Origin of the sequence: Delftia sp. ASV31 (assembly GCF_016428765.1) — a bacterium.
GTDB classification, from domain to species: Bacteria; Pseudomonadota; Gammaproteobacteria; order Burkholderiales; family Burkholderiaceae_C; genus Comamonas; species Comamonas acidovorans.
Window position 1 is genome coordinate 1 of record NZ_JAELTK010000035.1, and the last position, 24,617, is coordinate 24,617.

At 68.6% G+C, this 24,617-nt stretch carries 18 protein-coding genes and 1 pseudogene; 8 read left to right on the forward strand and 11 right to left on the reverse strand.

The genetic code is table 11. The annotated features are described in order from the left end of the window. Positions 1–68: 68 nt before the first annotated feature. A pseudogene (locus JHD82_RS14335) lies at positions 69–662 on the forward strand (GntR family transcriptional regulator); the annotation flags it as partial. 12 nt (positions 663–674) lie between these two features. Here the strand turns inward: JHD82_RS14335 and JHD82_RS14340 are convergent. The 9 genes from JHD82_RS14340 to JHD82_RS14380 all read right to left on the reverse strand — a co-directional run bounded on the left by JHD82_RS14340 (position 675) and on the right by JHD82_RS14380 (position 12,656). After that, entirely contained in the window at positions 675–1,829 is a 1,155-nt protein-coding gene (locus JHD82_RS14340; RefSeq protein WP_199137090.1) for an esterase-like activity of phytase family protein, read from the reverse strand. 116 nt (positions 1,830–1,945) lie between these two features. After that, positions 1,946–2,944: a tripartite tricarboxylate transporter substrate binding protein gene (locus JHD82_RS14345; protein WP_016445190.1), complete on the reverse strand. Its 999-nt coding sequence runs from the start codon at positions 2,942–2,944 to the stop codon at positions 1,946–1,948. 96 nt (positions 2,945–3,040) lie between these two features. After that, positions 3,041–4,486, reverse strand: a complete 1,446-nt coding sequence (locus JHD82_RS14350; RefSeq protein ID WP_043819465.1) for a malonyl-CoA decarboxylase — start codon at positions 4,484–4,486, stop codon at positions 3,041–3,043. Positions 4,487–4,714: 228 nt separating this feature from the next. Beyond that, positions 4,715–5,560 carry a prolipoprotein diacylglyceryl transferase gene (lgt, locus tag JHD82_RS14355; RefSeq protein ID WP_225614206.1) on the reverse strand — a complete coding sequence of 282 codons (846 nt, stop codon included), beginning with the start codon at positions 5,558–5,560 and terminating at the stop codon, positions 4,715–4,717. Positions 5,561–5,621: 61 nt separating this feature from the next. After that, complete coding sequence (locus tag JHD82_RS14360; RefSeq protein ID WP_034391791.1) at positions 5,622–6,086, reverse strand: MarR family winged helix-turn-helix transcriptional regulator; 465 nt, start codon at positions 6,084–6,086, stop codon at positions 5,622–5,624. Positions 6,087–6,195: 109 nt separating this feature from the next. Further along, the gene (locus JHD82_RS14365; RefSeq protein WP_199137092.1) at positions 6,196–7,986 is read right to left on the reverse strand and encodes an acyl-CoA dehydrogenase; all 1,791 of its coding nucleotides are present in this window, start codon (positions 7,984–7,986) and stop codon (positions 6,196–6,198) included. Then, positions 7,983–9,353 (reverse strand): MFS transporter, encoded by a 1,371-nt coding sequence (locus tag JHD82_RS14370; protein ID WP_199137094.1) that lies wholly within the window; start codon positions 9,351–9,353, stop codon positions 7,983–7,985. The genes JHD82_RS14365 and JHD82_RS14370 overlap by 4 nt, the downstream gene beginning before the upstream one ends. Before the next feature lie 106 nt (positions 9,354–9,459). Continuing rightward, the gene (locus JHD82_RS14375) at positions 9,460–11,649 is read right to left on the reverse strand and encodes an acetate--CoA ligase family protein (RefSeq protein WP_199137095.1); all 2,190 of its coding nucleotides are present in this window, start codon (positions 11,647–11,649) and stop codon (positions 9,460–9,462) included. 164 nt (positions 11,650–11,813) lie between these two features. Beyond that, on the reverse strand, positions 11,814–12,656 hold the full coding sequence (locus tag JHD82_RS14380) for a p-hydroxycinnamoyl CoA hydratase/lyase (protein WP_192368107.1): 843 nt from the start codon (positions 12,654–12,656) through the stop codon (positions 11,814–11,816). Between the two features lie 262 nt (positions 12,657–12,918). On the opposite strand from JHD82_RS14380, the gene bfr reads away from it, so the two are divergent. Beyond that, positions 12,919–13,395: a bacterioferritin gene (bfr, locus tag JHD82_RS14385; protein ID WP_012204605.1), complete on the forward strand. Its 477-nt coding sequence runs from the start codon at positions 12,919–12,921 to the stop codon at positions 13,393–13,395. A gap of 353 nt (positions 13,396–13,748) precedes the next feature. Here bfr and ilvD read toward each other — a convergent pair whose 3' ends face one another. Next, the gene (gene ilvD / locus JHD82_RS14390; RefSeq protein ID WP_043781438.1) at positions 13,749–15,608 is read right to left on the reverse strand and encodes a dihydroxy-acid dehydratase; all 1,860 of its coding nucleotides are present in this window, start codon (positions 15,606–15,608) and stop codon (positions 13,749–13,751) included. A gap of 171 nt (positions 15,609–15,779) precedes the next feature. On the opposite strand from ilvD, the gene JHD82_RS14395 reads away from it, so the two are divergent. From JHD82_RS14395 to JHD82_RS14415, 5 genes are all read left to right on the forward strand, one after another. Next, positions 15,780–16,445, forward strand: a complete 666-nt coding sequence (locus JHD82_RS14395) for a response regulator transcription factor (RefSeq protein WP_012204603.1) — start codon at positions 15,780–15,782, stop codon at positions 16,443–16,445. Further along, positions 16,442–17,917: a sensor histidine kinase gene (locus JHD82_RS14400; protein ID WP_199137096.1), complete on the forward strand. Its 1,476-nt coding sequence runs from the start codon at positions 16,442–16,444 to the stop codon at positions 17,915–17,917. The genes JHD82_RS14395 and JHD82_RS14400 overlap by 4 nt, the downstream gene beginning before the upstream one ends. A gap of 88 nt (positions 17,918–18,005) precedes the next feature. After that, positions 18,006–19,256, forward strand: coding sequence for an efflux RND transporter periplasmic adaptor subunit (locus JHD82_RS14405; protein ID WP_199137097.1), 1,251 nt, complete (start codon positions 18,006–18,008; stop codon positions 19,254–19,256). 10 nt (positions 19,257–19,266) lie between these two features. Continuing rightward, entirely contained in the window at positions 19,267–22,458 is a 3,192-nt protein-coding gene (locus JHD82_RS14410) for an efflux RND transporter permease subunit (protein ID WP_199137098.1), read from the forward strand. Continuing rightward, the gene (locus JHD82_RS14415) at positions 22,445–23,887 is read left to right on the forward strand and encodes an efflux transporter outer membrane subunit (protein WP_199137099.1); all 1,443 of its coding nucleotides are present in this window, start codon (positions 22,445–22,447) and stop codon (positions 23,885–23,887) included. Before JHD82_RS14410 ends, JHD82_RS14415 begins: the two co-directional genes overlap by 14 nt. 1 nt (position 23,888) lies before the next feature. Here JHD82_RS14415 and JHD82_RS14420 read toward each other — a convergent pair whose 3' ends face one another. Continuing rightward, positions 23,889–24,137 carry a TIGR04438 family Trp-rich protein gene (locus JHD82_RS14420; protein ID WP_180317577.1) on the reverse strand — a complete coding sequence of 83 codons (249 nt, stop codon included), beginning with the start codon at positions 24,135–24,137 and terminating at the stop codon, positions 23,889–23,891. A 106-nt stretch (positions 24,138–24,243) separates the two neighbouring features. Here JHD82_RS14420 and JHD82_RS14425 point away from each other — a divergent pair, with 106 nt between their 5' ends. Further along, the gene (locus JHD82_RS14425) at positions 24,244–24,549 is read left to right on the forward strand and encodes a c-type cytochrome (protein WP_099752378.1); all 306 of its coding nucleotides are present in this window, start codon (positions 24,244–24,246) and stop codon (positions 24,547–24,549) included. Positions 24,550–24,617: the final 68 nt, after the last annotated feature.

The following is a 24,617-nucleotide window of genomic DNA, read 5'->3' on the forward strand; positions in this document are numbered from 1 at the left end:
CCCCCCCCCACCCCCGAGACCTACACTGTTCGCATTTCGTCGGCAGCGTCAGATGTGTATAAGAGACAGAGCCGGCCCTGTGCGAACGCTTCGGCGCCTCGCGCACCCCCGTGCGCGAGGCGCTGCTGCTGCTGGTGGCCAAGGGGCTGGTGGAGATCGTTCCGCGCTCGGGCATCTATGTGCGGCGGCTGGATGCGCGCGAGCTGGTGGCCATGATGGAAGGCCTGGCCGAGCTGGAAGGTGTGCTGGCCCGGCTGGCTGCCACGCGCATCCATGCGCAGCTGCGCGAGCGGCTGCAGGCGGCGCTGGCGCACACCGCCGCCTGCGCCCAGGCGCAGGATGCCGAGGGCTATGTGCAGGCCAACATGCAGCTGCACGAACTGATATACGAGGCCAGCGGCAACGACTTCATCGTGGAGCAGACGCGGCTGCTGCGGCTGCGCATCACGCCCTACCGGGGCCGCATGTTCGAGAAGCCCGGCCGGCTTGCGCGCTCGCAGCAGGAGCACGCCACCGTGGTGGCCGCCATCTGTGCAGGCCAGGCGGAGGTGGCCGCCGAGGCCATGCGCCAGCACATCTGCGCAGGCGGCAGCGCCTTCACCGACATGGTGCTGGGCGCGCCCGCGCAGGCGGGCTACGAACGCCCGCGCAAGTCAAGGTAGCCCGAAGAGGGCTCAGGGCCGCACTTCAAAGGCCAGGAACTGCGTGACCTGGTTGTCCGCGAAGTTGTTGTCGGCCACCAGCACCAGGGTGCGGTTGCCGTTGGCCAGGCGCGGACCCCAGGAGATGCCTTCGATGTTGTCGAGCTTGACGCCCTGGTAGGTCACGGGCATTTCCAGCAGCAGCTCGCGCTTCATGGGCTTGTAGCTGGCGCCCACCAGGCTCTTGAAGCTGCGCACGTCGGTGGTGTCCGGCTCGATGGTGGCGCGCGTCAGGCGGATGGTGTTGCCCACGCCATCGGCAAAGGCGCGCTCGATGGCGATGAACTCGTTGTTGGAGACCGCCAGCAGCTCGGGCAGGCCGTTGTCCGGCGGAAAGCTGCCGCTGGCGGCCTTGTCCAGGGGAATCTTCGGCAATGCGTAGGCATACTGCGCGCCCGACTTGCCCGTGGCCGGATCGAGCTTGAGGACGCGGATGACGCTGCCCGCCGCCAGCGTGGTGAGGGGGCCGTCTTCCACCAGCGCATCCTCGTTGGCCGTGAACACGCTGCCGTCGGGCGTGACGGCCAGGGCCTCGAACAGCTTGTTGTTGCGCCCTCCGCTGGTGGTGTTGTCCACATAGTTGAAGGCTGCAGGCGTCTCGAAGTCGCGCACGAAGCTGCCGTCGACCCTGATCTCGCGCACAAAGGGCTGGAACAGGCTGGCGGGGTCGGTGCTGAAGTTGCCCTCGCTGGACACGTAGAGGTTGCCGTTGGGCGCCACGCGGATGCCTTCGGGGTCCACGGTGCGGCGTGTGCCGGGCAGCGGCTGGCCGTCGCGGCCCTTGAGCGTGACCATCTTGCGGATGGTCACGGCCTGGATGGCCTTGTCATCGAACTGAATGCCCAGGTTGTAGAAGCGCGGCGTGCCACGCTCGCCGCCGCGCTCATCGGAGATGGCCCAGTAGCTGCCATCGGGCGCGCGGTCCAGGCCGGAGATGCCGCCGAACTCCACGCCGTCGAACAGTGTCTTGGTCTTGATGCTGTAGTCGCCGATCAGCCGCAGCGAGCCGATGGTCTCGGGGCCGTCGTCGCTGCCGCCGCAGCCTGCCAGGCCCGTGGCCGTGCCGAAAGCCAGGACCAGCGCGAGCAGCACGGATGCGGGCGAGCGGACCTTGTCTGCCTTGTTCATATTCCCTCCCAGGATGGATCTCAGAAGGGATGGACCGTAGCCAAGGCCCGTGACAGGGTGGTGACATGCACGCGCATGCCGCCGCCCTGCCCCTGCCCTGAGCGGCCCCTCGTCCGCTACTCCAGCTTGGCGCCCGACGCCTTGACCACCTGCGCCCAGCGCGCGATCTCGCCATGCACCATGGCCGCGAACTGCTGCTGGTTCATGCCGCCGTAGTCGGCGCCGTTGCGCGCCCAGATGGACTTGATCTCTTCGGCCGAGCCTATGCGCTGCACCTGGTCGATGACCTGGGCCTGCACGGCCTGCGGCGTGCCCTTGGGCGCCCACAGGCCGTACCAGGTCGTGACCGTGTAGTCGGGCAGGCCGGACTCGGCCGCGCAGGGCACGTCGGGGAAGGCGGGGTTGCGCTTGTCCCCCGAGACCATCAGCGCGCGGATGCGACCGCTCTTGATGTGCTGGGCCGACGAGCCCAGGCCGTCGAACATCATGTCCACATTGCCGGCGATCAGGTCCTGCAGCGCCGGGCCCGCGCCCCGATAGGGAATGTGGGTGATGAAGGTATTGGTCTGCAGCTTGAACAGCTCGCCGGCCAGGTGGTGCGAGGTGCCCGCGCCCGCCGAGGCGTAGTTGAGCTTGCCCGGCCGCTTGCGCAGGTCGGACAGCAGCTCCTGCACGGTCTTGTGCGGCACGTTGCGCGGGTTGACCACCAGCACCTGGGGCACGCTGGCCAGCAGGGCCAGTGGGATGAAGTCGCGCTCCAGGTCATAGTCCAGGCGCGGGTACATGGACGGCGCAATCACATGGTGGGTGCCGCCCATGAAGAAGTTGTAGCCGTCCGGCGCCAGCTTGGCCGCGTAGCTGGCGCCCAGGGTGCCGCCTGCGCCGCCGCGGTTGTCGATCACCAGGGTCTTGCCCGCGCTCTTGGCGAACTGGGCCGAGAACGGCCGGGCAAAGGCATCGGTGCCCCCGCCGGCCGGAAACGGCACGACCAGGTTCACGGGTTTGGACGGCCAGTCCGCCGCCGCGCGGGCTGCCATGGGCAGGGCCAGCGCGGCCATCGAGGCCCCGGCTGCGCGCAACACCGCGCGCCGCCCCGTGGGGTGGGAAGCTTGCATGACTTGTCTCCTTGTCGCCTCTTTGAGGCTGTCTTCGTTGTCAGGCGCAGCAGTCCCTGTGCAAGAAAAGGGGCACGGCCTGCGCCGCGCCCCTTTTCATTTGCACAGGGCTTCGATGTCCGAGGACACCGGTATGCGGCCCTGCGCCAGCAGGCCGCGATGCTTGTCCAGGCGCTTGAGGTCGTAGAGGTAGTTGACCATCAGCCCCAGCGACTGCTTGAGTCCCTTGGCCGACAGGTCGGCCGCCCAGTTGAGCCGCTCCACGCGCGCGCCGTTGCCCAGGTGAAAGCGCGCCACCGGGTCCAGCGGCCGGCCCTTGGCCGTCTCGCGCCCAAGATAGTGGGCGGCGCAGAACAGCAGGGCGCGGCGCACGGGTGCGTCGGGCTTGAGATCCTGCGGCGCATCCAGCGCCGCCAGCAGGTGCTCGGCGCCCATGCCGCCGGCCTTGAGCTCGAAGGCCTTGCGCTGGCGCTCGTCCATCTTCTCCAGGATGGCATCGCCGTGCTTGGCGATCCAGGCACGCAGGCCCGGAATGGGAGACAGCGTGGCGAAATGGCGCAGCCGGGGGAACTCGCCCGTCAGCGTCTCCACCACATGCTTGATCAGCGAGTCGCCGAAGCTCACGCCGCGCAGGCCGGCCTGGGTGTTGCTGATGGAGTAGAAGATGGCCGTGGTGGCGCGGCCCAGGTCGGCGGCCGCAGCCGTCTCGTCCAGCAGCGGGGCAATGCTGTCGGACATCCGGTCCACCAGCGCCACCTCCACGAAGATCAGCGGCACGGTGGGCATGCGCGGGTGGAAGAACCCGTAGCAGCGCCGGTCGCTGTCAAGGCGGTTCTTGAGGTCGGCCCAGCTGCGGATGTCGTGCACGGCCTCGTACTGGATGAGCTTTTCGATCAGCGAGGCCGGCGAGTCCCAGCTCAGGCGGCGCAGCTCCAGCAGGGCCACGTCGAACCAGTTGGCAAACAGATGCTCCAGCTCGGCGTCCAGCGCGGAAAAGCGCTGCTGCTCCGCCTTGGGCAGGGCCAGCAGTTCGGCGCGCAGGTCCACCAGAAAGCCCATGCCGCCCTGGGGCTGGGCAAAGCGCTGCAGCAGCCGCGTGCGCGGCGACATCAGCGCGCGGCGCAGGTCCATCTCGGCCTGGCCGCGCTCGGCATCGCTGGCCGCCGTGTCATAGCGCTTGCGCGCGGCCATCAGGGCTTCGGTATCGGGGCCGAACTGCTCGACGATCAGCGCCCAGAAATCCTTGTGCGCGGGCAGCTCGGCCTGGGCGTACCAGTCCATGAGCAGTTGCGCATGGCGGCCGCCCTCGACATCGCTCAGGCCGGCGTCGGCGGCAGCCTGCAGGTCTTCCATGAGCTTGCGCAGCTCGCGCGGGGACAGCACTTCCTGGCCGCGCCGCAGGGTGGCCTGCAGGCGCTGGGCCGTGCCGCGCGGCGCGGGTCCCTTGGCTGCCTCGCCCTCGGACTTTGTTGCAGGCGCAGCCGCATCGGTGCTGCGAAAGCGGGACACATTGCGGGCAATCCAGTCAGTAGCCAGACCCATTCAGAAGTTCCTCCATGTCAAGCGGTCACGGGACTGTCATGCCGCCAATCGGCCAATGACAATCTTTTGCTGCTCACATTATGAGAGTCTGCACGGCAGACCGTGTACGCCGATGTCGCGTTCTTGTCTTCGGGCTATCCCCATGCATGCCCCTGTCCCCTCTCGCGCCAACCTTGCACAAAAAAAGCGGGCACCAGGCCCGCTTCGTATCCGTGCGTACCGCCGGCCTCAGGCCGGCTTGCCCGCCTGGGCTGGATAGGCCGGGCGCCCCGCGGCCCAGAACCACATGGCGATGCCGCCGATCACCATGGGCACGCACAGCCACTGGCCCATGCTCATGCCCAGCGACAGCAGGCCCAGGAAGTCATCGGGCTCGCGGAAGTACTCGGCAATGAATCGGAAGGCGCCGTAGCCGACGAGGAAGACCGCCGCCACCTGGCCCGGCTTGTGCTCCTTGCGCGCATACAGCCACAGCAGCACGAACAGCAGCAGGCCTTCCAGCAGGAACTGGTAGACCTGCGAGGGGTGGCGCGGCAGCATGGAGCCGCTTTGCGGGAAGACCATGGCCCAGGGCAGCTCGGGGCTGGCGAAGCGGCCCCACAGTTCCCCGTTGATGAAGTTGCCGACGCGGCCGGCCGCCAGGCCCGTGGGCACGCAGGGCGCGACGAAGTCGGCCACCTCCAGCCAGGAGCGGGCCCGCGAGCGCGCGAACCAGACCATGGAGGCGATCACGCCCACCAGGCCGCCATGAAAGCTCATGCCGCCCTGCCAGACATAGAAGATCTCCAGCGGGTGGCTCAGGTAGTAGCCCGGCTTGTAGAACAGGCAGTAGCCCAGCCGGCCGCCGACGACCACGCCGAGCACGCCCAGGAAAAGAATGTCTTCCACGTCCTTGCGCGTCCAGGCGCGGTCGCCCTGCATGCGCACGAAGGGCGGGTGGCGCAGCCTGCGCGTTCCCAGCCAGAGGAAGAGGCCGAAAGCGGCCAGATAGGTCAGGCCGTACCAGTGCACGGCGAGGGGCCCGATCTGCAGGGCCACGGGATCGATCTGCGGGTACATCAGCATGGTCGGCATTGTGCCGCAGCGCCGCATGGCCGGCGCCGGCCAGGGGTTGGAAAGCGGGCGGCGCGGCGGTTCAGCCCGGCTGGCTTTCCTGGATGGCCATGAGCTTGTCCAGGGCCGCGAACAGATGGCGCTGCTCGGTGGAGGTCAGCAGCTGCTCCAGCTCGTCTTCCAGTTGCACCACCACGCCCTCGGCCCGCGCCTGCAGCGCGCTGCCTTCGGCCGTCATGTGCAGCTGCTGCAGCCGGCGGTCGCGCGGATCGGGCTGGCGCCCGATGAGCCCGCGCTGCACCAGGCGCTCGACCACCGGCACCAGGTTGGAGGGCGAGATGTCCAGCGCCTCGCCCAGCTGGCGCAGGTAGATGCCGGGATTGGAGTGGATCAGCACCAGGATGGAGAACTCGCTGGGCTTGAGGTCCAGTTCGGCCACGCGCCGCGCGAACAGCTTGTGGATGTGGATTTCCGCACGCGTGAGGCGGTAGCCCAGGAAACGCTGCAGGCGCGACTGATCGACGGCGGGTTCGGAGGAGCTGTCCATGGACACGGATCTGGAAGAGGAAGAAGGCACACCGAGGCAAAGCCGCCCCGGCGCCTGCGGATCTTCAGGGCCGGTGCGGCGTTCCATCATAAAAGCCCCGGCTGCCCGCTCAGGCCACGGCGGCCGGCAGCGGCGTGCGGGCGGCGGACTCGGTGCGGCGCAGCCAGTGCTCCGCATCCAGCAGCCCATGCGCGAAGAACCAGGCCGCGCTGTCCGCCTTGGAGCGGCGCAGCGCCGGATCGGCCAGCGGCTGGCTGACGCGCGCCGCGCGCGCCCAGGCAAAGGCCATGCACAGCGTGCCGACCAGGCGCAGATAGTCCTCGGCGCAGCGCACCAGCAACGGGGCGTCGCCTGCGGCGCGGGCGCACAGCGCGCCCGTCAGCGCTTCGGTGCGATCGCTCCAGCTGCGCAGCGCGCCGGCCAGGCCGGGCTCCATGCCCGCCGCCTCGCAGGCAGCGGCCTCCTCGCGCAGTGCCGCCAGCAGCGGCGCCAGCGCGGCCCCGCCGCTGGCGGCCACCTTGCGCTGCAGCAGGTCCAGCGCCTGGATCTGGTTCGTGCCCTCGTAGATCATGGCGATGCGGGCATCGCGCAGCGTCTGCTCGATGCGGTACTCGTGCACATAGCCGTAGCCGCCGAAGACCTGCAGCGCCTCGCTGGCCAGCGCAAAGCCCCGCTCGGTGAAGAAGGACTTGACCACGGGTGTGAGCAGCGAGGCCAGCGCATGGGCCTGGGCGCGCTCCGCGGCATCCGGCGCCTGTTCGGCCAGGTCCAGCTGGTGCGCCACCCAGCCTGCAATGGCGCGCATGCCTTCGGTCCACACACGCAGGTCGGCCAGCATGCGCTGCACGGCCGGCTGCAGGGCGATGGGGTCGGCGGGGCCCTGCGCATCGGCGGGCCGGGGCTGGGCGCGCATCTGGCGGCGCTCGGCCGCATAGGCGCGCGCCAGTTGCCAGGCCATCTCGGCATGGCCCAGGCCCTGCAGGCCCACGTGCAGGCGGGCGGAATTCATCATCACGAACATGGCGGCCAGGCCCTGGTGGGGCTGGCCCACCAGCCAGGCCTGCGCACCCTCGAAGCGCATGGCGCAGGTGGCGCTGCCCTTGATGCCCATCTTCTTTTCGATGCCGTCGCAGTGGATGGCATTGGGCAGGAACCCGCCGCCGTCCTGGGGAATACCGCGCGGCGCCAGGAACAGCGACAGCCCGCGCGTGCCTGCGGGAGCATCGGGCAGGCGCGCCAGCACCAGGTGCACGATGTTCTCGCTCATGTCCTGGTCGCCGCCCGAGATGAAGATCTTGCTGCCGTCCAGGCTGTAGCTGCCATCGCCCCGGGGCCGGGCCTGGCTGCGCAGCAGGCCCAGGTCGGAGCCGGCCTGGGGCTCGGTCAGGCACATGGTGGCCAGCCAGCGCCCGCTGACGATGTGCGGCAGGTAGGTAGCGCGCAGGTGCGCGTCGCCATGGGCGTGCAGGCAGGCATAGGCGCCGTGCAGGATGCCCGGGTACATGGTCCAGCCATGGTTGGCCGAGGCCAGCATTTCGTGCAGCGCGGCATCCAGCAGCTGGGGCAGGCCCTGGCCGCCGGACTCGGGCGCGCAGGCCAGGGCCGGCCAGCCGGCTTGCACGAAAGCCGCATAGGCCTCGGGAAAGCCGTCGGGCGTGCGCACCCTGCCCTCTTCCAGTCGGCAGCCCTGCAGGTCGGCAGGGCCGTTGAGCGGCGCCAGCACGTCGGCGCAAAAGCGCCCGGCCGCCTCGACCACCATGTCGGCCGTCTCCTGGTCCAGGGCGTCATGGGCCGGCATGCGGTGCCAGTCGGCCTCTGCGCCCAGCCAGTGCTGCTGCACGAAGCGGATGTCCTGCAGCGGCGGCTGGTAATGCGAGCAATGTGATGCCTGCGCGCTCATGCCCGGCCCTCCATGGCCGCGACCAGGCGGCGGTAGGGGCCGATGGCGCTGGCCAGGCACAGCACGGACAGCAGCGCGGCCAGGGCGGACACCAGGCCCAGCGACAGGCCCACGAGCTTTTCGTCATGGAAGACGAAGTCCGTGAAAAAGGCCACGAGGAAGGGACCAAGCCCCAGGCCGATCAGGTTGATCAGCAGCAGGTAGATGGAAGTCACCTGGCCGCGCAGCTGGTTGGGCGTGACCGCCTGCAGGATGGGCGGCGCCAGCGCCACCGGCATGCCCAGAAAGAAGGTGGTGACCGCCACGGCCACCAGGGCCACGGTGGGCGAAGGCGCAAAGGCCAGCACCAGGCCGCTGGCGATGAGCACGCCGGTGGCCACCAGCGAGATGACGATCGAGCCCACCTGCTTGCCGCGCGCCGTGAGGTAGTCGGCCAGGAAGCCGCTGAGCAGCATGCCGCCAATGCCGAAGGTCAGGATGATGACGCCGTAGGCGGGACCGATCTCGCCGGGCGTCCAGCCCCACTGGCGGATGAAGGTGGCCGGCAGCCAGGCCGTGACGCCGAAGGTGATCATGGCCGTGATGCCCGGCGCCAGCAGCAGCGGCAGGAAGGCGCGCTTGTTGCGGAACACATGGGACAGATCGGGCGCGGGGCCTGCTGCAGCGGCGGCCCTGGCGGAGGCGCCTGCCGCCTGCAGGCCGCGGCGCACCGGCTCGCGCACGGTGTACATCAGCGCCACCAGCGGAATGCCGGGCAGGGCCACGAAGATGAAGGCCGCCTGCCAGGGCTTGAAGCTGCCCAGCAGCGGGAACACCACCTCGCCGGCCTGGCTGGCGGCCTGGATGACCAGGCCGCCCACGATGAAGGCCGTGGCCGAGCCGATGTACACGCCCGAGGTGTAGATGCTCATGGCGCGCGCGCGGCGCTCGGGCGGGAAGTAGTCGGCCAGCATGGAATAGGCAGCCGGCGACAGCGCCGCCTCGCCCACGCCCACGAACATGCGCGCCACGAACAGCGAGACAAAGCCCGTGACATAGCCACCGGCCGCCGTGGCCACCACCCAGATCGCCATGCCGATGACGATGAGGTTGCGGCGGTTCCAGCGATCGGCCAGGCGCCCCAGGAAGATGCCGACGAAGGTGTAGAAGATGGCGAAGGCAAAGCCGTGGACGATGCTGAACACCCAGTCCGACAGCTGCAGATCCTTCTTGATGGGCTGCACCAGCAGGCCCAGGATCTGCCGGTCCACGAAGGACAGGGTGTAGGCCAGCAGCAGGCTGATGGTGACGTAGTAGGCATAGCCGAGTCCGTTCGACTCGGCCGGCGCGGGCGTGGACACGCGGCCCGGCGGGTAAGGCAGGCTCATGGAGACCTCCTGTGGAGGAAGGGGAAGCGGAAAAAAGAAAGCGGGAAAGCGAGACAGGGCTGCGCATGAAAAGGGCCGGCGCACCGCGCCAGCCCTTGCGCGATCATCAGCCCGCGCTGTGCTCGACCAGCATCAGCGCATCGAGCGCGACCACGCCCTGCCCTTCGGGCAGCACGATGACCGGGTTCAGGTCGATCTCGCGGATGGCCGGCGTGCCGCGCAGCACCTGGCCCAGGCGCACGATGAGTTCGGCCAGCGCCTGGCGGTCCAGCGCCGGGGCGCCACGGTAGCCGCGCAGCAGCGGCGCACCCTGCAGGCGGTCCAGCTCGCGCAGCACCTCGCCGGTGGACAGGTCGGCGTCCAGCAGGCGCGCATCGCGCATGATCTCGGCCGTCACGCCGCCCAGGCCGGCCAGGATCACCGGGCCCCACTGCGGATCGTTGCGCGCGCCGATGATCATCTCCAGGCCACGCCGGCCCATGGCCTCGATCAGCACGCCGTCCAGCGCAATGGCGCTGTCATAGGCCGCCACGTTGGCATGCAGCCGCCCCCAGGCCTCGCCCATGGCCTGCGCGTCGGCAATGTTCAGGATCACGCCGCCCGCATCGCTCTTGTGGCTGAGGTCGGCGGACTGCGCCTTGAGCGCCACGGGCCAGCCGATCTCCGACGCAATCGCCATGGCCTGCTCGGCCGAGGTGGCCAGCCGGCCGCGCGCAAAGGGTATGCCGGCCTGTGCCAGCACGGCCTTGGATTCGTACTCGGGCACCACCGTGCGGCCTGCGGGCAGGGTCAGCGCGACGGGCTGTGCATCGGTGCGCTCGAAACTGCGCTGGCTGAAGGCGGTCAGGCGCTGCACGGCGCGCAGGGCACGCTCGGTGCTGGGGAAGTACGGCACGCCCAGCGCACGCATCTCGGCGATGAACTCGGCAGGCACGGCAGCACCCTCGTCCAGGCCCGCCACGATGACGGGCTTGGCCGGCCGCAGCTCGCGCACGGCGCGCAGCACGGGCGGCATCTTGATGCCGCAGGTCACCGGATCGCCCTGGATCAGGCCGACCAGGACGGTGGAAAAGCGCGCATCGCCAAACAGCGCGTCCAGCGTGCGGAAATACAGATCCGGCTCCACCAGGCCCTGGGCCGTGAGGTCCAGCGGGTTGCTCACGCCCACGAACTCGGGCAGTGCCGCGCGCAGCGCGGGTGAGTCGTCGTCGCCGATGGCGGGCAGGGCCAGGCCCAGCTCCTCGGCCCAGTCCAGCGTCAGCGCCTTGAAGGCGCCGGACTCGCCCAGCACGGCAACTCCCGCTGCACCGGCTGCACCGGCTGCACCGGCCGCACCAGCCGCACCAGCTGATGGCAGCACCGGGCAGCGGATGGCGATCTCGGCGATGTCGCCCAGCTCCTCCAGTGTCTCGGCAAACACGGCACCTGCGCGCTCCAGCTTGGTGCGCATCAGCGCATAGTCGCCGGCCATGGCACCAGTGTGCGTGGCGGCCGAGGCGCGCGCCGCGCTGCTCTTGCCCGGATGCAGCAGCACCACCGACTTGCCCAGGCTGCGCGCACGGGCCACGGCGGCCAGGATGCGCGCGGGCTGGCGGAACTGCTCGACGATCATGGCGACCACGCGCGTGGAGGGCTGCTCCAGCAGGAAGTCCACATAGTCCTCGGCATGGCTGGCGGCCTCGTTGCCCGTGGAGATGGCGTGCGACAGCGGCAGCGCGCGGCTGGCCAGCGTGGTGCACAGCACGGTCATCATGGCGCCGCTTTGCGAGACCACGCCGATCGCGGGCCGCGCGGCATCGGCCTGCTGCGCGTCGATATTCACCTCGACAAAGGTCAGCGGCACGCGCTGCAGGTAGTTGATGCAGCCCAGGCAGTTGGGGCCTTCCACCACCATGCCGGCCTCGGCGGCAATGCGTGCGATCTCGCGCTGCTCGGCCATGCCGCGCTCGCCCGCCTCGGCAAAGCCTGCCGAGAAGATCACCGCCGCGCCCACGCGGCGCGCCGCCAGTGCGCGCACCGTGTCCAGCACAAAGGGCTGGGGGATGGCCAGCACGGCCACATCCACGCCTTCGGGCAGCTGATCGACCGAAGCCAGGCAGGCCCGCCCGGCGATCTCGCTGCGCTTGGGATTGATCAGGTGGATGTCGCCGGCGAAGCCGTTGCGCTCCAGATTGCCCAGCACCGATGCGCCCAGCGCACCCGGCGTGGCCGAGGCGCCGACGATGGCGATGGAACGCGGCCTCAGCAGCCTGCCGATGTCGGGCCGCAGGGCGGCCGCCATCTCTGTCGTTGTCATTCTTGTCTCCAATGATTAAAGCTGGGAGGCCTACCGCGCGTGGTGGACGCTGCCCAAGCGAGGGACACCGAGGAAGGGCCTAAGCCGGCCGCGCCGCCCCGCACTGAGGGTGTCGTCCCCCTCCCTCGCGAAGCGAGTTAGAGAGGGGGAAGGCGCGAAGCGCCTCAGGGGGTGACTTGCTTGCTCAAGTCGTAGGTTCCGAGACCTGGCTTGTAGGTCTTGTCGTCCAGGAACTGGCGCATGCCTTCCTTGCGGCCTTCGTTGTCGAAGCTGTTGGCGGCTTCCTGGGCACGCACCAGGTAGTCCTCGGCGTTGTCGTAGCTCATGTCGCGCACGCGGCGGATGGCGTCCTTGGTGGCCTTCAGGGCGCTGGGGTTCTTCTGCAGCAGGGCCTCGGCCACTTCGGTGACGCGGGCCTGCAGGCGATCGGCCGGCAGCGACTCGTTGACCAGGCCCCACTCGGCGGCCGTGCGGCCGTCGATGTTCTCGCCCAGCATGGCGTGGTACATGGCACGGCGGAAGGACAGCAGTTCCACCGCCACCTTGGAGGCGCCGCCACCGGGCAGGATGCCCCAGTTGATTTCGGACAGGCCGAACTTGGCGTCATCCGAGGCAAAGGCCAGGTCGCAGGCGAACAGGGGGCCGTAGCCGCCGCCGAAGCACCAGCCGTTGACCATGGCAATGGTCGGCTTCTGGAACCAGCGCAGGCGGCGCCACCAGCCATAGCTCTCGCGCTGGGCCTTGCGGGTTCCGGCCAGGCCGGTGGCCTCGGTCTCGCGGAAGTATTCCTTCAGGTCCATGCCGGCCGTCCAGGCCGTGCCTTCGCCTGCAAGCACGACCACGCCCACGTCGTCACGGAACTCCAGGTCGTCGAGCACACGCATCATCTGGCGGTTGAGCTGGGGGCTCATGGCGTTGCGCTTTTCGGGGCGGTTGAATTTCACCCAGGCCACGCGGCCTGTGACGGTGCAGGACACGGTCTGTTCTTCGGTACGTTCGGTGCTCATTGCGCTTCCTTGTGCAAAGGGGAAATGGGGTTTTGGACACCGATGCTTCGGCTCCATAATCGTTATGATAAATAACTATTATTGAAGCCCGCAATACAGCGTTTACCCTAGCCCCATCCCCCGCCCGCCTGCCGCGATGCGAATGCTTCTGCGTCGCGCATGCATGCAATGCGCCGTCCACGGGGAATTGCAGCGCGCGCTTTGGCCCGAGGGCCGGTTCACGCGATACTTGCGGCGTTCACACAGTCAGGAGAAGAAGAACATGCAAGGCCAACCAGAAGTCATCGAATGCCTCATAGAGTTGCTGCGCGGCGAGCTTGCCGCGCGCGACCAGTACTTCATCCACTCGCGCCAGTACGAAGACCAGGGCCTGCTGCGCCTGTTCGAGCGCATCGGCCATGAGATGGAAGAGGAAACCCAGCACGCCGACGCCATCCTGCGCCGCATCCTGTTCCTGGGCGGCCGCCCCGACATGCGCCCGCACGAGTTCACGCCCGGCGAGACCGTCGAAGAGATGCTGCGCAAGGACCTGGCCACCGAATACCGCGTGCGTGACAGCCTGCGCTCGGCCATGGCCCTGTGCGAGCGCCACAGCGACTACAACAGCCGTGACCTGCTGCTGGCCCAGCTGCGCGACACGGAAGAAGACCACGCCTACTGGCTGGAGAAGCAACTGGGCCTGATCGAGAAGATCGGTCTGCCCAACTATCTGCAAAGCAAGATGGGCGAGCCGGCCTGAATGAAGCTCCCCCTGAGACGCTTCGCGCCGTCCCCCTCTCTCGCTTCGCGGGAGGGGGACGACAGCCTCGCGGCGGGGCGGCCCTTGCTCGCTGTCCCTTGTTTTGGCCGCGCCAGTTTTTCAGGCACTTCCCATAAATGAGAGTGGGCTGTTTGCTCCACGATGAAAACCCGAACCGGCAGCCACGATGAAACGGCAAGCCGGTCGCCCCGCGGTGGGCCGCCCCGCGATGAAACAAGAGCCCTCAAGGGCCTGAGAGAAGAGAAAAGAAAAAGGGATGGAAAGCCGCAAGGCCTTCCATCCCTTTTCATTTTCATCGGGTGCGCACCGCCGGGCGGCGGTGCTGCCCGGTGTCAGTCGTCCAGCAGGGACAGGTCGCGCACAGCGCCCTTGTCGGCCGACATCACCAGCTTGGCATAGGCCTTGAGCGCGGCCGAGACCTTGCGCGGGCGCGGCTCGGCGGGCTTCCAGCCCTTGGCATCCTGCTCGGCACGGCGGCGGGCCAGTTCCTCGTCGGAGACCAGCACGTTGATGCTGCGGTTGGGAATGTCGATGCGGATGCGGTCGCCGTTGCGCACCAGGCCGATGGCGCCGCCAGCGGCAGCTTCCGGCGAGCAGTGGCCGATGGACAGGCCCGAGGTGCCGCCCGAGAAGCGTCCGTCGGTCAGCAGCGCGCACTCCTTGCCCAGGCCCTTGGACTTGATGTAGCTGGTCGGGTAGAGCATTTCCTGCATGCCGGGGCCGCCCTTGGGACCTTCATAGCGCACGACGACGATGTCGCCGGCCTTGACCTTGTCGTCCAGGATGTTCTGCACGGCCTCGTCCTGCGACTCGGTCACGTGGGCCGTGCCTTCGAACACGTGGATGCTTTCGTCCACGCCGGCCGACTTGACCACGCAGCCGTCCAGGGCGATGTTGCCCGTCAGCACGGCCAGGCCGCCTTCCTTGGAGAAGGCGTGCTCGTAGGAGCGGATGCAGCCTTCTGCACGGTCCAGGTCCAGGCTGGGCCAGCGCGTGTTCTGGCTGAAGGCCACCTGGGTGGGAATGCCGGCCGGGCCTGCCAGGTAGAAGTGCCTGACGGCCTCGTCCTGGGTGGTGGTGATGTCCCACTGCGCCAGGCCTTCGCCCAGGGTCTTGGCGTGCACGGTGGGCACGTCGGTGTGCAGCTTGCCCGCGCGGGCCAGCTCGCCGAGGATGGCGAAGATGCCGCCGGCGCGGTGCACATCCTCGATGTGGTATTTCTGCGTGTTGGGCGCCACCTTGCACAGCTGGGGCACGGAGCGCGAGAGGCGGTCGATGTCGGCCATGGTGAAGTCGATCTCGGCTTCACGGGCAATGGCCAGCAGGTGCAGGATGGTGTTGGTGGAGCCGCCCATGGCGATGTCCAGCGTCATCGCGTTCTCGAAGGCCTTGAAGCCCACGGAGCGCGGCAGCACGGAGGCGTCTTCCTGCTCGTAGTACTCGCGGGCCAGCTCGACGATGCGGCGGCCGGCGCGCTTGAACAGTTCCTCGCGGTCGGCATGCGTGGCCAGCACCGTGCCGTTGCCGGGCAGGGACAGGCCCAGCGCCTCGGTCAGGCAGTTCATGGAGTTGGCGGTGAACATGCCCGAGCAGGAACCGCAGGTCGGGCAGGCCGAGCGCTCGACCTGGGCGACCTGCTCGTCGGTGTAGTTGGAGTCGGCCGCGATCACCATGGCATCGACCAGGTCCAGCTTCTTGAACTCCAGCTTGTGCGTGTTGGGATTGGCCAGCTTGGTCTTGCCCGCTTCCATGGGGCCGCCGGAGACGAAGATCACCGGAATGTTCAGCCGCATGGCGGCCATCAGCATGCCGGGGGTGATCTTGTCGCAGTTGGAGATGCACACCAGCGCGTCGGCGCAGTGGGCGTTGACCATGTACTCCACCGAGTCCGCGATGATGTCGCGGCTGGGCAGCGAGTACAGCATGCCGTCATGGCCCATGGCGATGCCGTCGTCCACGGCAATGGTGTTGAATTCCTTGGCCACGCCGCCTGCGGCCTCGATCTCGCGCGCCACCAGCTGGCCCAGGTCCTTGAGGTGGACGTGGCCCGGAACGAACTGCGTGAAGGAGTTGGCGATGGCGATGATGGGCTTGTCGAAGTCGCCATCCTTCATGCCGGTGGCACGCCACAGGGCGCGCGCACCAGCCATGTTGCGGCCGCCGGTGGAAGTCTTGGAACGGTATGTAGGCATCGTGGGATCGTCAAAAGTAGCGAGCAACCGGCAGGCTCGGCTCCCGGGGTGGCAATTATGTCCCACACCGGGGCAAAGCATGTACCACACTCTCCAGATGGCTATCATCTGCTGCGCCGACGCCAGTGCACGCGGCTGGCGTGCCCTCCCGCTTCCACCGCCCTTTGCCCTATGCGCGTTCTTGTCGTAGAAGATGATCCCGCCCTGAGACTGGGCATCTGCCGCAGGCTCCAGGCCGAGGGCTGGCAGGTCGATGCCGTCACCGACGGCGAGTATGCGCTGACCGCCACCGCCACCCAGGACTACGACATCGCCGTGCTGGACCTGGGCCTGCCCCGGCGCCCCGGCATCGAGGTGCTGCGTGCCTGGCGCGCGCAGCGCAAGGCCCTGGCCGTGCTGATCCTCACCGCCAGCGACGGACTGCAAAACCGCCTGCTGGGCCTCAATGAAGGCGCCGACGACTACCTGGCCAAGCCCTTCGAGCCCGAGGAACTGGTGGCCAGGATGCGCGCCATCGTGCGCCGCAGCCACGGCGGCGCCAGCAACCTGCTGACGGTGGGCGCGCTGAGCTTCAACACGGACACGCGCGAGCTGTTCCTGCAGGGCGAGCGCCTGGCGCTCAGCCCCCGGGAAGCCGCCCTGCTGGAGCTGCTCATCAGTGCGCCCGGCGCGGCCGTGCCCAAGAGCCGCATCATCTCGACCATGTCCAGCTGGGAGGCCAACTTCAGCGCCAATGCCGTGGAAATCTACATCCTCAAGCTGCGCCGCAAGCTGGCCGGCGCGGGCGTGCGCATCGTGACGCTGCGCGGCATAGGCTACGTGCTGGAGGCCGCTTGACCGAGTCCAGCCCCCACTTGCCCGGCTGGCGGCGCTGGTTTCGCCTGAGCCTGAAGCGCCAGGTGCTGATGCCCATCGCCGCCCTCTGGGTGGTGTCCTTCTTCATCGCCACCGGGGCCGCCTACTGGCTTGCGGGACGCAGCACCAGCGACGCCTTCGACCGGCTGCTGGCCGATGACGCCCGCGCCCTGGCCGCGCAGTTGCGCTGGAAGGAGGGGCAGGCCTATTTCGACGCCAGCCGCGAAATGGCCGACGCCCTGGTCTTCGACTCCCTGTCGCAGAACCACTACGGCGTGGTCACGGCCTCCGGCAGGCAGCTCATCGGAAGCCTTCCCCTGCCTCCTTTGCTGCAGCAGGAGTCGGCTGCCGACGCAAGCCCCATGTTCTTCGGCCACCAGGCCGCCTCGGGCGCCGCCCTGCGCGCCGTGGCGATCCTGGTCCGGCCCCAGGGCGGCGGCGAGCCCGTGTGGGTGGTGGTGGCCGAGTCCAAGACCAAGCGGCGCCAGGTCAAGGACCAGATTGCCACGGCCATCTTCGTGCCTGCAGGGCTGGCCGGCTTCATCATCCTGCCGCTGATCTACCACGGCATCCGCCGCGGCCTGGCGCCTGCACGGCGCGTCAGCGCCCTGGTCGTGCAGCATGGCGAGAACGAGCTGTCCCCGCTGTCCGTGGAAGACGTGCCCGAGGAGCTGCGCGACCTGGTCGCCCACACCAATGCGCTGCTGCTGAGGCTCAAGGCCTCCGTGGACGAGCAGCGCCGCTTCATCGCCGATGCGGCCCACCAGTTGCAAACGCCCATGGCGGGCATACGCCTGCTGGTGGGCGACATGCGGCGTACGCAGCATGCGGACCCGCAGCAGCCCATGGATGCCGAGGTGCTGGCCCATCTCGACGAAGTCGCTGCACGCGGCGCACGCATGGTGCGCCAGTTGCTGGCCTATGCGCGCGCCGAGGAAGAGTCCGTGGTCGAGGACCAGCTCTTCGACGCGGCACAGGTCGCCCGGCAGGCGGCCCTGCGCTGGCAGGACCGTGCCGATGCTGCCGGCCGCTCGCTCCGGATCGAGGGGCCGGAGCCGGCTGCAACAGGCGGCGCCAGCACCGTGCGCGGCTCGCCCACCCTGCTGGGCGAGGTGGTCTCCAACCTGGTGGACAACGCGCTGCGCTATGGCGGCCCCCATGTCGCCGTGCAAACCCGGGTGCAGGCGCACGAGGACCTGGTCCGCATCCAGGTCAGCGACGACGGCCCCGCGCTGGATGCGCAGACCCGTGCGCAGATGCTGCTGCCCTTTTGGCGCGGCGACCATGGCCAGCCGGAAGGCTCGGGCCTGGGCCTGTCCATCGCCCTGCGCGTGGTCCAGCGCATGGGCGGCCGGCTGGCCGTGCACAGCGGCCCCGGCAGCAGGGGAACCTGCGTCCAGATCGATCTGCCACGCCAGCACGGCCCCAGCTTGGCCGACGTAAAGCCAACTTAAAGCCTGGGCTGCCTAGACTGCCGCACAGCACGGCCAGGCCCACTGGGAGTGGGCCGCCCTGCATGCAACCAGCAAGGAACGTGGTCCCATGGCAGCTGAACAACAATCCCCACCGGCATCGGCACCGGCACCGGCACCGTCCCGCGCGCGCGCCCTGCTTTGGTTGGCCGTGGCCGCCGCCTGCACCGCCGCAGCCATCGGCATATGGACACTGGGCCCGCACCACGCGAGCGCCGAGACCGAGGACCCGCCCCCCTCGGTGGCCGGCAAGGTCCAGGCCGACGTGGTGCGCGTGGCCCCCGATCAGGCCGCCGCGCTGGACGTGGGCCCTTCCCAGGAGCGCCCGTTCGAGAACCTGCGCAGCACCATCGGCATCATCGACTTCAATCAGGACCACACCACGCGCGTGTACTCCGCACAGCAGGGCCGCATCGTGAAGGTCCTGGTCAAGGCCGGCGATGACGTGAAAGCGGGCCAGACGCTCTACACGGTGGCCGTGCCCGAGATGGCCCAGGCTGCCTCGGCGCTGATCTCCAGCGCGGCCACGCTGCGCTCGGCCAACGAAACGCTGCACCGCGCCGAAGCGCTTGCGCAGGAAAACAGCATCCCGCAAAAGGAACTGCAGCAGGCCCAGACGGACCAGCAGACGGCCCAGGCCGCCCACGATGCCGCACGCCAGGGCCTGCGCCTGTTCGAGTTGAGCGATGCGGAGATCGCCCGCATGGAGCGCGAGCGGCAGGTTGGCAAGGAAGTTGCCGTGAAAAGCCCCATGGACGGGCGCGTCACCGCGCGCTCGGCCCAGCCCGGACTGCTGGTGCAGCCCGGCAGCGACCCGGCCCCCGTCACCGTTTCGGACCTGCGCACGCTGTGGATGGTGGCCAGCGTACCGGAGTCGCAGTTCAGCGCCTACCGCACGGGCCAGGCCGTGCAGGTGCGCGTGCAGGCATGGCCGGGCAAGGTGTTCGAGGGCAAGGTCTCGTATGTCGGCGACAGCGTGGATGCCGACAGCCGGCGCCTCGTGGTGCGCGCCGAGGTGGCCGATCCGCGGCACGAACTGCGCCCGCAGATGACGGCCGACTTCAGCATCACCGTCGCTGCCCCGCAGACCTCGGTGGCCGTGCCCGCCGAGGCCGTGGTGCGCGAGGGCAGCGGTGCCGACGTGGTGTGGGTCGCCTCGGACAGCGACGAGAAGGGGCCGCGCTTCGAGCGCCGCAAGGTCGTGCGCGGGCAGACCGCCGACGGCCTCGTGCAGATCACGGACGGCCTGGCCGGCACCGAACGCATCGCACGCCGCAACGCGCTGTTCCTGAGCGGCCTCTACGAAACCGACGCACAGTAAGGAGGCCGCCGTGTTCCGATCCTTGCTGGCCTTCGTGCTTTCGCGCAGGCCCATCGTCCTGCTGGCCCTGCTGGCCTTCCTCGGCCTGGGGCTGCTGGCCTTCGCCAGGCTCAATGTCGAGGCCTATCCCAACCCCGCCCCCGTGATCATTGAAATCACGGCCCAGGTGCCGGGCATGTCCTCCGAGGAGATGGAGCGCTACTACACCCGTCCCATGGAAGTGGGCCTGGCGACCACGCCCGATGTGGAGAACATCCGCTCGACCTCGTTCTACGGCCTGTCCTTCGTGCGCGTGACCTTCAAGTACGGCACGGACTACTACTTCGCACTGACCCAGATCGCCAACAACCTGCAGGCCAACGTGAACCTGCCCGGGGGCGTGCAGCCGCAGATCCAGGCGTCCAGCCTGGTGGGCGAGATCCTGCGCTACCAGGTCAAGGGCCCGTCCACCTACAGCCTCACCGACCTGCGCACCCTGCAGGACTGGGTGATTCAGCGCCGCCTGCTCACGGTGCCCGGCGTGGTGCAGGTCGTGACCTGGGGCGGTACCACCAAGGAGTACCACGTCGAGGCGGACCCCAAGCGCCTGGAAGCCCACGGGGTGACGCTGCGCAATCTCATCGAGGCCATAGGCAACGCCAACCTCAACGTGGGCGGCCGCGCCATCAGCGTGGGCGACCAGTCGGTCAACATCCGTGGCCTGGGCCTGGTGCGCAATGTCGACGATGTGGCCAACATCGTCGTGGGCCAGAAGAATGGCCTTCCCACGCAGGTCAAGGACGTGGCGCGCATCGTCGAAGGCACGGTGCCGCGCCTGGGCGAGGCCGGCCGCGATCTGCAGAACGATGTGGTCACGGGCGTGGTCATCATGAACCGCACGCTGCACACCAGCGACGTGATCGGACGCGTGAAGGCCGCCGTGGAAAAGATCAACGCCGACGGCTCGCTGCCGGCCGGCGTCAGGCTGGAGCCCTACTACGACCGCGCCGTGCTGGTGAACGTCACCACGCACACCGTGCTGCACAACCTCATCTTCGGCTGCCTGCTGGTGTTCCTCATCCAGTGGATCTTCCTGGGCGACCTGCGCAGCGCCGTGATCGTGAGCGTGAACATTCCGTTCGCGCTGTTCTTCAGCATCATGATGCTGGTGATCACGGGGGAATCGGCCAACCTGCTCTCCCTGGGGGCGGTGGACTTCGGGATCATCGTCGATGCGGCGGTGATCCTGGTCGAGAACATCTTCCGCAACTTCCAGCGGCCCACGCCCATACGCGCCTCCATGCTGCGCGCCATGGCCCAGGGGCCGGACGGCGCGCGCACCAGTCCCGGCAAGGGATGGACCTCGCGGCTGCGCATGATCTACCTGAGCGCCACCCAGGTGGACAGCTCGGTGCTGTTCTCCACCTTCATCACCATTGCCGCCTTCACGCCGCTGTTTGCCATGCAGGGCGTGGAGGGCCAGATCTTCGGCCCCATGGCGCGCACCTACGGCTACGCCCTGGCCGGCGCGCTGCTGGCCACCTTCACCATCACGCCCGTGCTGGCCAGCTACCTGCTGCCGGCCAAGGTGCAGGAGAAGGAAACCTTCATCGTCCACGCCATCCAGCGTGCCTACCAGCCGGCGCTGCACTGGGTGCTGCACCATGTGCGGGCCGTCCTGGTGATGGGCCTGGTCGCCCTGGTCGCCGGTGGATTCATGGCCAGCCGCCTGGGCAGCGAGTTCCTGCCCGCGCTGGAGGAAGGCAACCTGTGGATACGCGCCTCGATGCCGCCCACGATCTCGCTGGAGGCCGGCCGCGACAAGGCCAACCGCATGCGGCAGATGATCAAGGAGTACCCCGAGGTCATCACCGTGGTGTCCCAGCATGGCAGGCCCGATGACGGCAGCGATGCCTCGGGCTTCAACAATGTGGAACTGTTCGCGCCGCTGCAGCCCTTCGACAAATGGCGCCCCGGCATGACCAAGGAACGCCTGGTGCGCGAGCTGCAGGGCCGCTTCGAGGCCGAGTTCCCCGGCGTGAGCTTCAACTTCTCGCAGTACATCCAGGACAACGTCCAGGAAGGCCTGTCGGGCGTGAAGGGGGCCAACTCGGTCAAGATCGTCGGCCCCGACCTCGCCACCCTCGAAAAGCTGGCCAGCCAGGTCTACGAGGTGATGTCGCACATCGACGGCGTGGCCGACCTCGGGGTGTTCCACATCCTGGGCCAGCCCAACATGAACATCCAGATCGACCGTGCACGGGCCGCGCGCTACGGGCTCAACACGGGCGACGTGGCCAGCGCCATCCAGGCGTCGCTCGGCGGCGTGGAGGCGACCACGGTGCTGGAGGACGACCGCCGCTTCGCGCTGACCGTGCGCTTCGCACAGGATGCCCGCGCCACGCCCGAGGCCGTGCGGGCCCTGCGCGTGGGCTACACCACGGCGGGGGGCAGCACCTCGTACATCCCGCTGGAGGACGTGGCCACCATCACCCTGGACACCGGCGCCACCTACATCTACCGCGAAAGCAACGAGCGCTACATCCCCATCAAGTTCAGCGCACGCAACCGCGACCTGGGCAGCACCGTCTCCGAAGTGCAGCACCGCCTGGGGCAGGAGATCCATCTGCCCCAGGGCTACCGGCTGGTCTATGCCGGCGAGTTCGAGGCCCTGCAGCAGGCCAAGGCCCGCATGCTGATCGCCATTCCCGTGGCCGTGGTGCTGATCCTCGCCCTGCTCTACGCGCTGTTCAACAACTTCACCTACTGCCTGCTGACCCTGGCCTCCGTGCCGTTCACCGTCTTCGGCGGCATCCTGGCGCTGTATGCGACAGGCCAGGTGCTCAGCATCTCGGCCGTGATCGGCTTCATCTCGCTGCTGGGCGTCTCGGTCATGGATGGCATCCTCATCCTGTCGTACTTCCAGGAGATGCGCGCCCACGGCCACGGCCACCTGCAGGCCATGGAGGAGGCTTACCGAAGCCGCATGCGCCCGCTGCTCATGACGGCCCTGTCCGCCTGCATCGGCCTGCTGCCTGCGGCCATGTCGCACAGCATCGGCAGCGAGGTGCAGCGGCCGCTGGCCACGGTCGTGGTCGGCGGCATGCTCATCGGGCCGATTTTCCTGCTGCTGCTGCTGCCGGCGCTGCGCCTGGCCGTGCTGCGGCGCGTCAAGTTCGCCAAGAAGCGTGAAGGCCTGGGAGGCAAACGTGTACACGCATGACCTGAAAGCGCCGCATCGGCGCCTGTTCCTGGGCCTGGCGGGCGCCTGCGTGCTGTCCCTCGCAGGCTGCGCCGTGGGCCCCGACTATGCACGCCCTGCCGTGCCCCGGGCCGACGCCCTGACCCGTGAGCCCCTGGCGACCGCCGGCCACAGCGGCCCGGTCCAGCACCAGTGGTGGAAGGCCTATGGATCGCCCGAACTCGATGCACTGGTCCAGGAGGCGCTGGAGCGCAGCCCCACCATCGAGGCCGCAACTGCGACATTGCGCGCCGCCAGGCAGAACGTCATCGCCCAGCGCGGCTTCTTCTATCCCACCGTGCAGCTGGGCTACAACCGCACGCGCCAGAACACGGGCCAGTCGATGTCGCCTGCGCTCAACAGCGGCGAAACCCTCTACAGCTACAACACGGCCCAGTTGAGCATCAACTACACGCCCGATATCTTCGGCGGCAACCGCCGCCAGGTGGAGGGACTGATGGCCAGCGAAGAAGGCCAGCGCCTGCAACTGCAGGCCGCACGGCTGACCCTGGCGAGCAACGTGGCGGGCGGCATGCTCCAGGCGGCCATGCTTGCAGAGCAGGCGCACCTCATCGAGCAGGCCATTGCCGCTGCCCAGGAACAGTTGCGCCACATGCGGCTGCAGCAGCGCAACGGCTATGCCAGCGGGCTGGACGTGGCCACGCAGCAGACCCTGTTGGTGCAGATGCAGCAGGCCCTGCCGCCGCTGCGCAAGGAACTGGAGCAGACACGCAACCTGTTGGCCACGCTGGCCGGGCGCACGCCCGACCAGGCCCCGGAGGTGCCGCCGCTGTCCTCCTTCTCGCAGCCGCAGCTCCCGCAGGCCGTGGCCTCGGCGCTGGTGGAGCAGCGCCCCGACGTACGCATTGCAGAGACGGATGTGCAGCAGGCCAGCGCCGCCATAGGCGTGGCCAGGGCAGCCCGCCTGCCGCAGTTGAGCATCACTGCGGCCCTGGGCGGCGGCGCCACGAGCTTTGCCAGAATGTTTGCGGCGGGCAATCCCACCTGGGCCCTGGGCGCCGGACTGCTGCAGCCCCTGTTCGCGGGCGGCACGCTGCAGGCCCGTGAACGCGCAGCACAGGCCGAGTTCGATGCCGCCGCGGCCCGGTACCGGGGCGCCGTGCTCTCATCCTTCCAGGATGTGGCCAATGCCCTCTATGCGCTGGACATCGATGCCAAGGCCGTGGAGATGGCGCAGGAAGGAGAAAAGGCCAGCCAGTCCACGCTGGACCTCACGCGCACCCAACTGCGCAACGGCTACAGCGCCCAACCGGCCGCGCTGGCGGCCGAACAATCCTGGCTCCAGGCCCGTGCCGCCCACGTCGCCGCGCGCGGCGCCTTGCTGGGCGACACCGTGGCCCTGTACCAGGCCCTGGGCGGCGGCGTGCTGGCCGAGCCGCCGGCGGACTGACTCAGCGGCGCGAGCGCGAACGCGTGCCCGTGCCCATGGCTTCCTTGTTCTTTTCGATGCGCTTCAAGCGCCGCTGCTCGATCTTGTCGGCCGCGCGCCGCTTGGTGTAGCCAGAGGCGTCGGCCCAGGCCCACCAGGCTGCCGTCACGCCATAGGCGCCCAGGATGACGTACCAGGACCAGGAGGCCACAGGCTCGATATCGGCCAACTTCAGCAGGGTGAGCAAGACCGCGATTCCCAACAGATACATAACTTCTCCTTCACCAGACGGTGCTTCACACGAGGTAACGCATCAGGCATGCGCGCCTACTACAATGTTTCGCATAATTATTCCCGACAACCCCCAGGAACTCATGATGAAGCAGACATTGATCGCATTGGCCTTGACCGTCGTCACCGTGGCTCCCGCCATGGCCGACCAGGCTCTTGCCACCTCCAAGAACTGCATGGCCTGCCACGCCGTGGACAAGAAGCTGGTGGGCCCGTCCTACAAGGATGTGGCCTCCAAGTACGCAGGCCAGAAGGACGCGGTGGACAAGCTGGCCGCCAAGATCATGAAGGGCGGCAGCGGCGTCTGGGGTCCGGTTCCCATGCCCGCCAACCCCCAGGTCAACGATGCCGACGCCAAGAAGCTGGCCGCCTGGGTGCTGTCGCTGAAGTAAGTTCCGCAGGCCTCCCGCCTCGGGGCCCGCAACGAAAAAACCGCGCAACGCAAGTCGCGCGGTTTTTT

Bases quoted from the DNA above. Each gene is read 5' to 3' on its own strand.
- JHD82_RS14340 (WP_199137090.1), bottom strand. From the start codon at position 1,829: ATGAACAAGGCAGACAAGGTCCGCTCGCCCGCATCCGTGCTGCTCGCG.
- JHD82_RS14345 (WP_016445190.1), bottom strand. From the start codon at position 2,944: ATGCAAGCTTCCCACCCCACGGGGCGGCGCGCGGTGTTGCGCGCAGCC.
- JHD82_RS14350 (WP_043819465.1), bottom strand. From the start codon at position 4,486: ATGGGTCTGGCTACTGACTGGATTGCCCGCAATGTGTCCCGCTTTCGC.
- lgt (WP_225614206.1), bottom strand. From the start codon at position 5,560: ATGCCGACCATGCTGATGTACCCGCAGATCGATCCCGTGGCCCTGCAG.
- JHD82_RS14360 (WP_034391791.1), bottom strand. From the start codon at position 6,086: ATGGACAGCTCCTCCGAACCCGCCGTCGATCAGTCGCGCCTGCAGCGT.
- JHD82_RS14365 (WP_199137092.1), bottom strand. From the start codon at position 7,986: ATGAGCGCGCAGGCATCACATTGCTCGCATTACCAGCCGCCGCTGCAG.
- JHD82_RS14370 (WP_199137094.1), bottom strand. From the start codon at position 9,353: ATGAGCCTGCCTTACCCGCCGGGCCGCGTGTCCACGCCCGCGCCGGCC.
- JHD82_RS14375 (WP_199137095.1), bottom strand. From the start codon at position 11,649: ATGACAACGACAGAGATGGCGGCCGCCCTGCGGCCCGACATCGGCAGG.
- JHD82_RS14380 (WP_192368107.1), bottom strand. From the start codon at position 12,656: ATGAGCACCGAACGTACCGAAGAACAGACCGTGTCCTGCACCGTCACA.
- bfr (WP_012204605.1), top strand. From the start codon at position 12,919: ATGCAAGGCCAACCAGAAGTCATCGAATGCCTCATAGAGTTGCTGCGC.
- ilvD (WP_043781438.1), bottom strand. From the start codon at position 15,608: ATGCCTACATACCGTTCCAAGACTTCCACCGGCGGCCGCAACATGGCT.
- JHD82_RS14395 (WP_012204603.1), top strand. From the start codon at position 15,780: ATGCGCGTTCTTGTCGTAGAAGATGATCCCGCCCTGAGACTGGGCATC.
- JHD82_RS14405 (WP_199137097.1), top strand. From the start codon at position 18,006: ATGGCAGCTGAACAACAATCCCCACCGGCATCGGCACCGGCACCGGCA.
- JHD82_RS14420 (WP_180317577.1), bottom strand. From the start codon at position 24,137: ATGTATCTGTTGGGAATCGCGGTCTTGCTCACCCTGCTGAAGTTGGCC.
- JHD82_RS14425 (WP_099752378.1), top strand. From the start codon at position 24,244: ATGAAGCAGACATTGATCGCATTGGCCTTGACCGTCGTCACCGTGGCT.